10 protein-coding genes and 1 pseudogene are annotated in these 13,121 nt (G+C 64.3%); 2 read left to right on the top strand and 9 right to left on the bottom strand.

The genetic code is table 11. The annotated features are described in order from the left end of the window. Positions 1 to 55: 55 nt before the first annotated feature. Together ACSVHC_RS21740 and ACSVHC_RS21735 are read right to left on the bottom strand one after the other, a co-directional pair. The gene (locus ACSVHC_RS21740) at positions 56 to 976 is read right to left on the bottom strand and encodes a helix-hairpin-helix domain-containing protein (protein WP_437770059.1); all 921 of its coding nucleotides are present in this window, start codon (positions 974 to 976) and stop codon (positions 56 to 58) included. Positions 977 to 1,095: 119 nt separating this feature from the next. Continuing rightward, positions 1,096 to 1,245 (bottom strand): annotated as a pseudogene (locus ACSVHC_RS21735) (DUF222 domain-containing protein); the annotation flags it as partial. A gap of 25 nt (positions 1,246 to 1,270) precedes the next feature. On the opposite strand from ACSVHC_RS21735, the gene ACSVHC_RS21730 reads away from it, so the two are divergent. Beyond that, positions 1,271 to 2,374 (top strand): recombinase family protein, encoded by a 1,104-nt coding sequence (locus tag ACSVHC_RS21730; protein WP_437770060.1) that lies wholly within the window; start codon positions 1,271 to 1,273, stop codon positions 2,372 to 2,374. 290 nt (positions 2,375 to 2,664) lie between these two features. Here ACSVHC_RS21730 and ACSVHC_RS21725 read toward each other — a convergent pair whose 3' ends face one another. Continuing rightward, on the bottom strand, positions 2,665 to 2,838 hold the full coding sequence (locus ACSVHC_RS21725; RefSeq protein WP_437770061.1) for a hypothetical protein: 174 nt from the start codon (positions 2,836 to 2,838) through the stop codon (positions 2,665 to 2,667). Then, positions 2,835 to 3,614 carry a rolling circle replication-associated protein gene (locus ACSVHC_RS21720; RefSeq protein WP_439181298.1) on the bottom strand — a complete coding sequence of 260 codons (780 nt, stop codon included), beginning with the start codon at positions 3,612 to 3,614 and terminating at the stop codon, positions 2,835 to 2,837. The genes ACSVHC_RS21725 and ACSVHC_RS21720 overlap by 4 nt, the downstream gene beginning before the upstream one ends. A 115-nt stretch (positions 3,615 to 3,729) precedes the next feature. Between ACSVHC_RS21720 and ACSVHC_RS21715 the strand changes: the two genes are divergently transcribed. Further along, positions 3,730 to 5,022: an ISL3 family transposase gene (locus ACSVHC_RS21715; protein ID WP_439181297.1), complete on the top strand. Its 1,293-nt coding sequence runs from the start codon at positions 3,730 to 3,732 to the stop codon at positions 5,020 to 5,022. A 463-nt stretch (positions 5,023 to 5,485) separates the two neighbouring features. Here the strand turns inward: ACSVHC_RS21715 and ACSVHC_RS21710 are convergent, their stop codons facing one another. The 5 genes from ACSVHC_RS21710 to leuS all read right to left on the bottom strand — a co-directional run bounded on the left by ACSVHC_RS21710 (position 5,486) and on the right by leuS (position 12,795). Then, positions 5,486 to 6,130: a DUF3226 domain-containing protein gene (locus tag ACSVHC_RS21710; RefSeq protein WP_437770065.1), complete on the bottom strand. Its 645-nt coding sequence runs from the start codon at positions 6,128 to 6,130 to the stop codon at positions 5,486 to 5,488. A 38-nt stretch (positions 6,131 to 6,168) separates the two neighbouring features. Then, positions 6,169 to 7,263, bottom strand: coding sequence for an AAA family ATPase (locus tag ACSVHC_RS21705; RefSeq protein ID WP_437770066.1), 1,095 nt, complete (start codon positions 7,261 to 7,263; stop codon positions 6,169 to 6,171). Positions 7,264 to 7,368: 105 nt separating this feature from the next. After that, a complete protein-coding gene (locus tag ACSVHC_RS21700) occupies positions 7,369 to 9,087 on the bottom strand; it encodes an HNH endonuclease signature motif containing protein (RefSeq protein ID WP_437770067.1) in 1,719 nt (572 codons plus the stop codon). 123 nt (positions 9,088 to 9,210) lie between these two features. After that, the gene (locus tag ACSVHC_RS21695; RefSeq protein WP_437770068.1) at positions 9,211 to 10,209 is read right to left on the bottom strand and encodes a DegV family protein; all 999 of its coding nucleotides are present in this window, start codon (positions 10,207 to 10,209) and stop codon (positions 9,211 to 9,213) included. Positions 10,210 to 10,266: 57 nt separating this feature from the next. Then, positions 10,267 to 12,795 carry a leucine--tRNA ligase gene (leuS, locus tag ACSVHC_RS21690; protein ID WP_439181407.1) on the bottom strand — a complete coding sequence of 843 codons (2,529 nt, stop codon included), beginning with the start codon at positions 12,793 to 12,795 and terminating at the stop codon, positions 10,267 to 10,269. Positions 12,796 to 13,121 lie beyond the last annotated feature (326 nt).

Genomic DNA, 13,121 nt, shown 5'->3' with positions numbered 1-13,121 from the left:
AGAGGGGGCCAGCCGAAGATCCACGCGGCCCGGGCTCACATTGACTCCACGCACCTTAAACCGTCACCAAGGGCAGCAAGGTCTCCATCATCTTGGGACCGACACCATCCACTGCATCGAGGTCCTCCACCGACGCGAACGGACCGTGCTGCTCGCGCCATTCGACGATGCGCTTTGCCAGGACAGGACCGACCTTTGGCAGGGCATCGAGTTCTTCAACTGTCGCGGTATTGAGATTGAGCTTGCCGCCGGCAGAAGTCCCTGCGCCTGTGCTGCCGGCGGTAGGAGGTCCGCCGGCAACCGTCCCGCCAGCAGCGCCCTGGCTTGGTGGAGGAACCGCCTCCCCGGTCCGTGGAACGTGGATCTTCGCGGCGTCCTGCACCACCGCGGCAAGGTTAAGGCTATTCAGCTCGGCTGCAGGATCCGCACCACCGGCAGCAGCGATTGCGTCAAACACGCGCGCACCGGAGGGCACCCTGACGATCCCGGGACTCTTCACGGCGCCGGCAACATGGACCGTAAGCAGCTGGGATCCATCGTGTGGTTCCGGGGCCTTGTTGGCACCACCTTTGCTACTTCCCGCGCCCGCCTCTGCAGGTGCTCTCGTATGTGAACTTCGGATGAGCGGCTCCATCGTCGGCTGCCCGGACCAGGACTGCCAGAAGAACCAAAGCACCAGCAGCAAACAAGGCACAGCCAACAAGACGGCCACGCGCCATGGCGTGCGCCACCGAAGCCGCGATGGAGATCCTGCCTCTTCGTACAGGTGCTCGGTGCCTGACTTCTCCCCCGCATCGGCCATTCCCGAGCCGGAAGTCATCAAGGCCTGCGCTGGAAGCAAAGGTTCCGTTGCGTTGTCGCGGCTCGACTGCGCGACGGCCTCCCGCCCCGACGGTGGGGCAAGGCGAACAGCGAATCGAAGCCGGGCGGCACTCGCAGCATCGTCCGCGGGTGAGGCTCGATTCCTGCGTGGCATATCCACGAGCCTAGAACGTCCGAACCCGCAGCAGCAGCCCGGAACGGCGCTATGTGGACAGGGCCGCCGCAGAATGCCTGTGGAGGATCAGTGGCCGCGGAACACGACCCACTCCGAACTCATATTTGGAAGTAGTGGTTCCTCCGGGGTTTCCGGTGCGGGTCGGTGTGGGGTGGCGGGATGAACCAGGGCACGCCTGCCTGGACCTGGACGTGCCAGTCTTCCTTGTGGATCAGGTGGTGGTGGTGGCTGCACAGCAGCGTCCCGTTGGTCACCATTTGTTAGTCTGACCCCATGAAAACTCCCCGGTCGGCCGCGATCTACGCCCGCATCTCTTCAGACCAGTCGGGGGAGGCTTTGGGCGTGACGCGCCAGCTGGAGGACTGCCGCAAGCTCGCCGCCGATCACGGCTGGACGGTCGGCGATGAATATGTCGACAACGACGTCAGCGCCTTCAAGGGGAAGCCTAGACCGCAGTACCAGCGGATGCTTTCCGATCTTGCGGAGGGACACCGCGACGCGGTGATTGTTTACAACATGGACCGGCTGACCCGGCAACCGATTGAGTTGGAGGAGTTCCGCCGGTTGTGTGAGCAGGCCGGGGTGACGCAGGTGAAGTCGGTGACGGCGGACATTGACCTCGGTAACGATGACGGCTTGTTCATGGCCCGGATCCTGGCAGCCATCGCCTCCAAGGAATCCGGCCGGAAGTCCCAGCGCCTCCAACGTAAAGCACGGCAGCTGGCTGAGCAGGGATTACCCAACGGCGGGCACCGTCGCCCGTTCGGATATGAGCAGGACCGCATGACGGTGAACGAGTCCGAGGCTGAGATTCTGCGCCAGGCTGTCGCGCGGTTCCTGGCCGGGGAATCCTCGCGTTCGATCTGTGTCTGGCTCAATGACGAAGGCGTGCAGACCACGGCTGGCGGCTCGTGGCAGACGATGACGCTGAACACCACGTTGAAGTCGGCGCGCATCGCAGGGCTGCGGGAACACAAAGGAGTCGTAGTGGCCGAGGCTCAATGGCCAGGCATCATCACGCCGGAGCAGAGGCAGCAGATTCTTGGCCACTTCGAAACCAAGAAACGGACGAACACCCGCGCGCCGCGCCGCTACGTGTTGTCGGGTCTGCTGCGTTGCGGTAAATGCGGAAACAAGCTGTTTTCCGCTGTCCGCGTCGACACGCGCCGGTACGTCTGCCTTTCCGGTCCGGACCACGGAGGTTGCGGAGGCATAGCCATTGTCGCCGGCCCGATGGAAGAGTTCCTGTGCGCTGCGGTCCTTCTGCGTCTAGACACTGTGGAGATGTCGGATGCGTTGGCCGGGCGCCGTGCAGCGGACGGGCGGCAAAGCACTCTGCTGGCGGCGTTGGAGACGGACCGGAACCAGATGAGATAACTGTCCGAGCTGTGGGCGGCCAAGGAAATTTCATCCGCCGAGTGGAAAGCCGCCCGCGGACCCGTCGAGGCCAGAATCAAGGCCACCGAACGGCAGCTGGCCCTGGCATCGAACTCCACGGCACTCGACGGGTTGATCGCACCGGGGGGCAGCTGAAGGACACATGGGAGACGCTGAACCTCGACCGGCAAGCCGCGATCATCAAAGCCGTCCTGGACTACGCGACCATTCTGCCGGGAACACCGGGAGCACGATCGCTGGACCCGGCACGGATTCAGCCCGTTTGGCAGCTATGACGCCGCGGCGGTACTCCGGCCGCTGCCGCGTCCGTCCGTTCCGGGCGCAGCACCCATGAGCACGCCAACCCGGGCGAGAACACCGGGATCGGTCACACGGACCGGAACACCCTGAGCGGCGCAACTGGCCTCCACCCACGCGGCAAGCACCCCCTCATCCAGCATCATGCACCCCACTGCGCCCAGATCGCAGGAGCCCCGGCCCAATCCTCAACCGAGGCCGACGACCACTGAGTCACCGGAGGTCCGTTCAAGTATTCGGAAGCCTGCGCCAGAACATCACTCGGGGAGTGACCGCTGAGTGCTAGCTTGACCGGCTGAAAGCCTTGGGCCACGTCATACCGGTGAAGCCCGAACACCTGCGACCCCGGATCCGCGAAAGTCTTCGAGACGTACTTCGACAGATACCCGGCTGCCTTGCGTGCCTCGGACAACGCCCCCGACCCGACCGGCAAGTCACCCAACAACTTGATATGGACATGCCCGCGGCCCCAGGCTGCCTTGATCAGTCGCCGGTGAATGTATCGCCCGACGGCGAAATGAGCGTGAAGCCCATGATCGGTCTTGTGCCACTCCGGAACCCACGCATACGGCAACGGAGCACCGCCCAAGCCCGACCGGAGATCCCTGAAAAATGCGCCCAGATGGGAACGTAATTCCTGTGGATCATGGCAGCCGATACCGGCATAGGTCAGCGTTCCCAGCCTGTTCAGACGGTTCGCGGCGCAGTAGCGGCGTAGTTTGGACCCCGCACGTCGACCGGCTTCGGCAGCAGCACGCTCAGGATCGGCGGCGGCGCCTTTGGCAACGAACGCGCGGTTGGGCTGGTACGACGAGCGGAACCCGCCTCCGCCCTCGCCGGCGTCCGGATAGAGCGAGAAGAACCAGCCGGCATCGGCAGCGATGAGCCGGCCGAGTGAAGTGTTGACAGCAGAAGTGGACATGGGGGCTCTTCGTGGTTGGTGGGGAAATGAGTTCGTGTCGTTGAAGACAAGGGGGCCCGTGGCCCTGCTGGGATGAGTGTGTCTAAGCATTCAACCTGGAACAGGACCACGAGCCTTGAACGAGCCTACCGGGGTCGCAGCTGAGGCTGCCACCAACATCTTCAACCTGCCCGATTACCGTGTCATTTCCACCGGAGTGAGCCCCGATGGCGGCCGGAGGGTCATTGTCGAAACCGACCAGCCGCCGGGCTGCCCCACGTGCGGGGTGGTTGCGTCGCGGCGGAAGGAACGACGCTTCCAGCGGATCCGGGACATTCCTGTCGCCGGCCCGGTGGAGGTCCTCTGGTCCAAGTACCGCTGGTATTGCGAAGAACCGGCGTGCGAGAGGCTCTCGTTCTTTGAGTCCACCGCCCAGGTCCCGCGGCGTGCCCGCTCTACCGGCCGGCTCCGGGACCAGCTCGTGGGTGCGGTCATCCGTTCGGGCCGGGCCGTCTCGGAGACTGCTGCCGCGTTCGCGGTGTCTTGGTGGATGGTCCGTGTCGCGCTCAATGAAGCCTGCTTTCTCACCCTTCCGGATGTGGATCAGCTGAGTCCAAGAATGCTGGGTATCGATGAGCACCGGTTCCGGTCCGTGCGCTACTTCCAGGACCCCGAATCCAAGGCCTGGACGCGGTTCGAGCCGTGGATGACCACGATCGTGGATCTGGACAGCGGCCAGGTGCTGGGCGTCGTGGATGGACGGGACCACAGGGGCGTCGGGGAGTGGCTCTTCGCCCGGCCTCTGGCATGGCGTCTGGCCGTGCAGGTCGTGGCGATCGACCCTTCGGCGGCGTTCCGAAAGGCGCTGCGGATGTGGCTTCCCCGGACCGCTGTCGCGGTCGATCACTTCCACCTGATCTCCCTGGCCAACCAGGCCGTGACCGAGACACGGCAGAACCTGTCCCAACAGGTCAAGGGCCGCCGCGGAAGGGCCGTCGACAAGGCCTGGGCGCACCGGATGCTTCTCCTGCGCGCTGGCAATACCCTCACGGAGAAGGCCGCCCACCGGCTAGCAGAAGTGTTCGCTGCCGACGATCCGACCGGCACGCTCCAGGCGGTCTGGAAGGTCAAGGAACAGCTGCGGGTCTTGCTGCGCACCGGCTCCCTGGAGGACGCCGCGACGGCGAAGAACGAACTTGAGGAACTGGTCAAGGCAGCCGGACGACCGGAGACGAACAGGCTCTACCGCACCGTCTGCCGGTGGTGGAAAGAGATCGAGGTGCTGATCATTACCGGTGCCACGACGGGCAAGGTTGAAGCCAACAACACCGCCATAAAGAACATCAAACGCACCGCCCGCGGTTACCGCAACCCGGCCAATTACAAGTCGGTTATTCTCTTGAGAAGTGCCGTTCGGACGGCGGCATGACGCTCATCCCAGGGATCCATTTCCCCACGAACCGTGAAGAGCCGACATGGGACCCCAAGAGAACGAAACCGACAAGGAATCGCCAAGGTCCACTGACAGAGCAAAAACAAGATTGGTATTCGACAGGGGGCCTCAGCATCCGGTCTCGCTCCGGAGGGCCCAACTCTGTCGTTTAACCGTGAGCGTTTTCTGGACGCGGGCCTGCCACGCTGCTCGACCCCTCAGGAAGGCCACCTGCTAAGTATCTGTTCCGGCCCTGAGTTGGTTCTGCCGGGTCCTGCAATGAGCCCATCTTGCCACACGAATTACACGGCTGTCACTACCTGCCGCGCGACCGTTCGTCCTCGGACGCTGAGCGTCCTCCGGGCGCTGCGTCACTTGCCACCGAAGGTCGTCCTTGCCTTGGGGGGTCGAGATTGAGGCCAACCGAGTTATGTTGCTATTTCAAGTGAAGCCACGTCGGCTACGCCGCCGTGCCCTCGTTTCCGTTACTCGTGCTGAGCGACATTACGAAACTACGGAATGCGGCTAGAGAGTCGTGGGACGGGTCAGCCATCAACCCCTTCTCAATGGCGTTTTTCAGTGTCTTCACGACGGCTTGTTCACCGGCCAAATAGGCCTGAACAAGACTCTTTGATTTATTCTTGAAGGAGGAACCCCTGAGGGTCTGCACCTCATGCAGATACTGATCCGCCAGATCCACCCGTGCCGTCTCCAAGGCGTCCAGAACCAACTGCTCCAAGGCGCCCACCCTCCCCTGACCTGGCATCAGATAAACACCCGTTCGCCATCGGTCGTCAACTGCAATCTCCTCCGGGTCCCTAGGCGTCGGCAGCCCGTTCCTTTGAAGGATATCCCTACAGCGCTGGAACGAAATCGAGTGATCCGCGTCTGCGTCCATGATCAGCCCGATGGCCCTACCTACCTCGTCAAAGTCATCCAGGGAAAGAATAACCTCCAACTCACTTCGCCAATCTGTCACGTTTCCTCCCATTTCATGAATCTGCCAGGACGAGGAAGACTCATTAGAAATGGAGGCGATCACTTTCTTGGCAAAAGCAGAATCGTCACCGCCTTCAACAAGTAACAGAAGCGGTCGTTCAAACATTGGGGAAGGGGACTGGCCACTCCTCGTGATTTCTACCGTCACCGGAGTTCAACATTCATTTTCAACGCGGTACGCAGCTTTTCGTCTCCGTAACTAATAACCTTGGTAGCCTCTTCTTCTCCCGCCCTGCGTAGGCGATGGACGATGAGGGCGTGGTTCAACTTCGATAGGACGCCTTCAGCCGCTCGCACACACTCAGCGCTGTGAGTCGTCGCCACTATCTGGACGTTAAGTCGCTGAGCCGCGCGCCACAACACCCACCAGAGTTTCGGGAGTACGGAGTGATGCACCCCTGCACCGACCTCATCAATGAGAAGCAACCCATCACGACAGTTGGCCATAGACAGTAGGTACTTGGCGACGGCCGTCACTCCTTCGCCCAACAGTTCGAACGGCACAAGAGTCCCGTCTATGTCAGCGTGAAGCTGAGGACGGCCGTTTTGTACCAAAACCTCCAAATTCGAAATGCGTGGGTCAATCTCCCGCAAACTACCCAAGAGATCCAACGAGGTCTTGCCGCGGCGCAATTCAGAGTAGCCCTGTGCTAAGTCAGGACCAAGATTTCCTACCACAATGGCAGCTTTTGAGAAGGGTTCACCCGCCGGCGGTTCCAAATGAAGTGCAATGTTTATAGATGAAGCGACGTTCCCAATTGGTCCCCCCGAGCTTTCCACATTTATCGACTGTCGATGATCAGTCACATCTTCGTTGCCGACTTTGGTTCGCACAATTACGCCAGCTGACCAAGCATTCTTTGACTCTCCTCGCAGCGTCGCAAGGGAAACCGACCCCTCCGATGTGTCTCGATCCGCAATAATCTGCACCGACAGGTCGCCTTTGCCGGTCCGAGCGGAAAGTTCGACAGGCTCCGAATCTTCGAAGTTCCGGAAGATATCCCGCCAGGGGCTCGTAGCACCAGAGGTTTCCAGCCCCAGGCCCTGTCCCCTGCCGGCGGTGAGGACCTGAAGGTAGTTCCCGGCAGCAAACGGTCCGCTAGCGTGAAGGAAAAGTGCTTCGAGTAGGCTCGTCTTCCCGGCGTCGTTGAGACCAGTTATCAGGTTGACTTGAGCGAGCTCAGGAAGATGGGCTTCCCGGAAGCCTCGGAAATTCCGCGCAGTGAATGAGTTATACACTCGTCTACCCTATTCCCTCTCCGGCGCGCTTGACTCATTTCCGCTCCGGCTGTGTCCCGACGACTTGGCCCTTCCCGGCATCCTCGAAACGGTGCGATCAGGTCGTTAAGATGAGTCTGCTGATTCCGCCAGGTTCCAGGGGACATATTGACAAGTTGTCCCGTTCGCGGTGCTGGTGGGTCCGCCGCGGGACCAGTACTCGATGTGGTGGGCCTCGCACCACGGTGCCGGCATGGTGCATCCGGGGAACGCGCAGCCCTTGTCCCGCGCCGTGATGGCTTTGCGGATCTGCGGCGGGAAGATCCTGGAGGCCCGGCCGATGTCCAGGACCTTGCCCTCGCCGCCCAGGACCACGGGGATGATGTCGGCGTCGCAGGCGAGTTTGCGCAAGGTGGCTGCCGGGACGGGCCCGGTGAACGTGAAGGACCCGCTGCCGCCGCCCCGCCGGGACCGGTCGAACAGGGCGGGCCGTCCGGGCTGCGGGGCTCGCCCTGCCTCTGAAGCTTGTCCGGCCCCTGGGGCTTGTCCGGGCTGCGGATCCCGGTGGTTCTGGGGGAAGAGGTCGCCGTGTTCCTGGGGGAAGAGGTCGCGGTGGTCGATCGTGGCCAGGATCTGCGGGCGGTGGCCTCCCGTGGCGGGCAGGGATCCTGTGGCCAGGGCAAGACGGCAGGCGCCGACCAGGCCGTCCAGGAGCTTCTGCGCCCTCGAACGCCGGTCCAGCGCCTCGGCACTCTCCGGTGCCTCACGGCAGGAATCGGCGGAGGCGGAGGAATCGGCGCAGGCATCGCCGGTCGACCCGCCGGAGGCTTCCGTGAAGGCCTGAACCGTGCCCTGGGCTGCCGCGCCTTGGGGTGTGCGGGTGCGGGGGTTGGTGGCGGCGTTCATGACCGTGAGCAGGTGTTCGTATTGCTCGGCGGTGGCGAAGATCTCCACGTGCTCCAGGCCGTGCTTGGGGCGGCGCAGGAACGCTCCTTGGTGGTGGCGGAGGGATTCTTCGGACGGTTCCGGTCCGTCCTGGTCGATCGCCTCGACCCAGCGCCGGGCCACCCTGGCCAGGAAGTCCTGGTCGTTTTCCTCCGCGGTGCGGGCCAGGGTGTGTTCCATTTCCGCGGCCTTTTCCGGGCTGCAGAGCGGGCGCACCTTCGCCACGGCCATCGTGATGATCCCGGCCGAGCGGGACCCGATCACCCCGGAGGCCAGCGCCGCGGCGGTTTCTTCGCGCCGGGCAGGAACCGCTTCTCCGCTGAGGCTCCGGCCCGGCAGCAGCTCGCCCGCCAGGGCGAGCCGGTGCCTGGCGTCGGCGGCACTGATCCGCAGCAACGAACGCAGGTGCTCGGCCGTGGACCTGAACTCCCCGGCGGCGGAGGCACCGCCGTGCGCGTCCGCCTCGCCTGCGGTGGCCCCGCCCGTGCCGGGGGCCGTATCGGCATCGGCGCCCCAGCCCGTTGTCCAGCCCTGCCGGGTGGCGGGTTCTTCGTTCCTGGCCCTGTCCAGCCCGGCCGCGGCGAGTATCTGAAGATAATCCAGGGTCCGGGCGAGCTCCTCGACCCCGGACGCGAACGCAACGGCCTCCCGGAAACCGGTGAACCCGACGTCGTCGGCCGCTCTTTCGGCCAGCTCCCGCACTGCCGCCACGGCCCCGTCCAAAACGGCCAGCCGGCCGCCCCGATCGCCCGCATCTACGGAGACCAGGGGGCCCGGAGGCTGACCTGGAACGGCGGCCAGGCGCGGACCACGGGCGCGTGGACCACGAGGACCGGACACTCCGAAAAGCCCCCGGGACGCAAGGCCCCGCCGGGTGTCGAAGTATCCGATCGCTTCCATGGAAACACTCTGCCAGGAGGGTACGACAGTAATGAGGCCGTCGTTCAGGGCGTATGCCCGCGAAGCCCGCGGCTACGGGTGGCTCCGCATCGTGTTCGCCTGATTCGTGGTAGCTGCCCACTGTCACTCAGGGGGCGTCGTGGCGCCCGGGGTACTGCTTTCCCCGACGACGACCGCCAAAACGCCGAGCCCGGCGTGGGCCGCCAGCACGGCGGGCAGGGCGCTGATCTGGGCAGGCGGGCAACCGAGGCATTTCTCCCCAAGACGGGCCGCGAGCCGCTCTGCCTCTGCCAGGTTTCCAAAGTGATGCACGGCAAGCCGCGACTGTCCTACAGGCCGGGAATTGACGTCGGCGGCAACGATTTCTTCAAGCCGGGCAACGGCCTTGGCAGCCGAGCGCACCTTCTCGAGCGGTACGATCTTGCCGTCGTGGACCGCCAGGATCGGCTTGATGGACAGCATCGTCCCGAGCCACGACGCAGCAGTGCCGATTCGTCCGCCGCGCCGGAGCTGCTCGAGGCTCGGCACGTAGAAGTAGACCTTGGTGCGGCCCAATCGCTCCTCGGCAAAGCGACGGACTTCGGCTGCTGAGCGGCCGTCCGCGGCGGCAACCAGCGCGCTTTGGACGCCCATGCCTTGCGCCATTCCCACGGTGCGGGAGTCAATGACTTCGACGGGGATGGAGACGCGTTGCGCGGCCATCCGGGCGGCATCGGTGGTGCCGGACAGCCCTGCGGAAATGTGGATGGAGACGACGGCTTCGAAGCCGCGGTCCCGGGCGGCGAGATAGGCCTGTTCGAATTGCCCGGGTGAAGGACGTGAAGTCTTCACGGACGATCCCGCCGCCAGGGCCAACGCGAGGGTCTGGGTGATGTCGTCTTCCCCCTCGCCGTAGATCTCTTCGCCCACCAGGACGGGCATCGGCACGACGGCGAGGCGGCCGTCGGCAACGAACGCCTTGACCCATTCGGCCGGGAGTGCGGCAGCCGAGTCGGTGACGACGGCGGTTCGCACGACGACGGGCGCCGGCTCAGTTCCGGCGCGTCCCGGCGTCGTGGACTGGCGAAGGCGGGCCAAACGTTCCTTGAGCCACAACCAAGCGGGTGGTTCGCGGTCCGTCAAGGGAGCCTCCTGGAACTGGTGGCCGGCCGCCGGCAAGCGCCGGCGGCCGTTTCCCGGCTATACCGGGACGATGTTCACCAGTTTAGGTGCGCGAACGATCACCGTGCGGATGCCGCGGCCATCGAGTGCCCGTTGCACGTTTTCGCTGGCGAGGGCGAGCTCCCGCAGGTCGTCCTCGCTGATGTCCGGCGAGACGTCCAAACGGTCACGGACCTTGCCCTGGACCTGCACGACAGCCGTCACGGTGTCCTGGACAAGAAGCGAGGCATCGTGGGAGGGCCAGCCGGCGTTCGCGACGGAGGCCGGGTGGCCCAACTGGTTCCACAGGTCCTCGGCCGTGTATGGCGCGAAGAGGCTCAGGATGATAGCCACGGCTTCGGCGGCTTCCCGGACGGCGGGGTCCGCTCCACCGGCACCGGAGTCGATGGTTTTACGGGTCGCGTTGACCAGTTCCATCAGCTTGGCCACCACGACGTTGAACTTGTTGTTGTCCAACAGCTCAGCGGCGTCGGCGATGGTCCTGTGGGTGACTGTGCGCAGCGCACGGTCACCCGTAGAGACATCGACGCCGGGCTCGCTTGCGACGTCCTGGCCAAGGCGCCAGGCGCGGGCAAGGAACTTTGCGGAACCGGACGGCGAGACATCTGCCCAGTCAACGTCGTCCTCGGGCGGGGAAGCAAAGACCATGGTCAAGCGGACGGCATCGACGCCGAACTTGTCCAGTTGCTCGCCGAGGTCCACACCGTTGCCGAGGGACTTGCTCATGGCCTTGCCGCCGTTGAGGACCTGCCCCTGGTTGAGCAGGGCGCTGAAGGGTTCGTCCGCGGCGAGGAGGCCCATGTCGTGGATGACCTTGGTGAAGAAGCGGGCGTACAGCAAGTGCAGGATGGCGTGCTCGACGCCACCCACGTACTGGCCGACCGGCATCCAGTCGTTGATCTTGGCAGGATCGAACGGTCCCTCGGTGTAGTGCGGGGAAACGAATCGCAGGAAGTACCAGGACGAGTCCACGAACGTGTCCATCGTGTCCGTGTCGCGCTGGGCGGCCCGTCCGCAATTCGGGCACTCGACGTTGACCCATTCCAGTGCTGCGGCGAGAGGAGACGTGCCCCTCGGCGACAGCGCTTCGCCGCGCAGGTTTTCTGGCAGCGTGACGGGCAGTTGATCGTCCGGTACCGGCACCTCGCCGCATTCGGCGCAGTGGATGATGGGGATCGGAGTACCCCAGAAACGCTGGCGGCTCAGGAGCCAGTCGCGCAGGCGGAAGTTGACGAACTTCTCCCCTGTGCCCAGCTTCTCGAGGATGTCGATAGCTGCGGGGATGGCATCGGCCTTGGACAAACCGTCCAGTTCGCCGGAGTTCATCAGGGTGCCCTCGCCGGCGGTCGCGATGCCGGTTTCCGCCGGGTCTTCCCCGCCGGTGTTCAGGACCGGACGCACCGGCAGGTCAAACGCGCGGGCGAAGTCGAGGTCGCGCTGGTCGTGTGCGGGCACTGCCATGATGGCGCCCGTGCCGTAGTCGGCGAGCACGTAGTCGGCTGCCCAGACAGGCAGTTTTTCGCCGTTGAGCGGGCTGACGGCGTAGCGGCCCGTGAACACGCCGGTCTTCTCGCGCTCAGTGGACTGGCGCTCGATGTCCGACAGGGCCTTGACCTTTTCGCGGTAGGCCATGAGTGCGTCGTGCTGTTCGGGCGTGACCAGGTCCAGCGCCAGGTGCGCATCCGCGGCGACAACGAAGAACGTTGCCCCGTACAAGGTGTCCGGGCGGGTGGTGAAGACCGTGACTTCGCGCTCGGCGCGGCCGTCGGTGGCTTCGATCGCGAAGCGGACGTGTGCGCCCTCGGAGCGGCCGATCCAGTTGCGCTGCATCGCCAGGACGCGCTCGGGCCAGTGTCCCTGGAGCTCGGACATGTCGTCGAGCAAACGGTCGGCGTAATCGGTGATCTTGAAGTACCACTGGTTCAGGGACTTTTTCGTGACAGGGGTCCCGCAGCGTTCGCACGCGCCGTTGACTACCTGTTCGTTCGCGAGGACGGTCAGGTCCTTCGGGCACCAGTTGACCGGGGAATCCTTGCGGTAGGCCAGGCCGCGCTCGTAGAAGCGCTTGAACAGCCACTGTGTCCAGCGGTAGTACTCCGGGTCCGAAGTGTGCAGCCGGCGGGACCAATCGGCAGAGATCGCATAACGCTTGAACGATGCGGCCTGCGTATCGATGTTGGCGTACGTCCACTCGCTGGGGTGGGCGTTGCGCTTAATGGCGGCATTCTCGGCAGGCAGGCCGAAGGAGTCCCAGCCGATGGGGTGCAGGACGTCGAAACCCTTCTGGCGGAGGTACCGCGCCACAACGTCGCCCATTGCGAAAGCCTCGGCGTGGCCCATGTGGAGGTCGCCCGAAGGGTAGGGGAACATGTCCAGGACATAGCGCCGCTCGCGGGAGCCGTCGTCGACAGGAGTGAAGACTTTGAGGTCTTCCCAGACCTGCGGCCACTTGGCCTCCATCGAGGCGAAGCTGTAGACACCCTCCTCGGGCGTCTCGCCTGCCACTGTTGACTGTGCTCCGGTTTCTGTCTCCGGCTGAACGCTCACTGCTGCCCTCTTCTGTTCTTCCATGACGGTTTTGCCTCCTGCTCCGGGCCCCGGAAGGTCCCGGACACACAAAAGCCCCTCGGCAAGGAGGGGCGGCCGCTCGGTTCGCGATGGTCTAGATCGACGTATACCGGGCGGCTAGCTAAGCAGAAGGATCGCACGCATAAAGCCACCTTACCGCCCCTGTTGCGTGTTTGTATAAAACACGCAACAGGGCACTGCGAGTGGGTGGGAGTTTGAGGGAAAGTCGCCGTTCGCGCGCGGTGAGTGACCCGCGTTTCGAGGGGGTGGCCCCTCGCCCGGGTGTGGTGGGCACCGCAAAGCGG

The organism is Arthrobacter sp. KNU-44 (genome assembly GCF_051843155.1).
Classification (GTDB): Bacteria; Actinomycetota; Actinomycetes; order Actinomycetales; family Micrococcaceae; genus Arthrobacter.
Note: the sequence above shows the minus strand (reverse complement) of the source record. Positions and strands in the feature narration are given on the sequence as shown.

Excerpts from the sequence above, each read along its gene's own strand:
- ACSVHC_RS21730 (WP_437770060.1), top strand. The coding sequence starts at position 1,271 with ATGAAAACTCCCCGGTCGGCCGCGATCTACGCCCGCATCTCTTCAGAC.
- ACSVHC_RS21740 (WP_437770059.1), bottom strand. The coding sequence starts at position 976 with ATGCCACGCAGGAATCGAGCCTCACCCGCGGACGATGCTGCGAGTGCC.
- ACSVHC_RS21720 (WP_439181298.1), bottom strand. The coding sequence starts at position 3,614 with ATGTCCACTTCTGCTGTCAACACTTCACTCGGCCGGCTCATCGCTGCC.
- ACSVHC_RS21725 (WP_437770061.1), bottom strand. The coding sequence starts at position 2,838 with ATGATGCTGGATGAGGGGGTGCTTGCCGCGTGGGTGGAGGCCAGTTGC.
- ACSVHC_RS21710 (WP_437770065.1), bottom strand. The coding sequence starts at position 6,130 with ATGTTTGAACGACCGCTTCTGTTACTTGTTGAAGGCGGTGACGATTCT.
- ACSVHC_RS21700 (WP_437770067.1), bottom strand. The coding sequence starts at position 9,087 with ATGGAAGCGATCGGATACTTCGACACCCGGCGGGGCCTTGCGTCCCGG.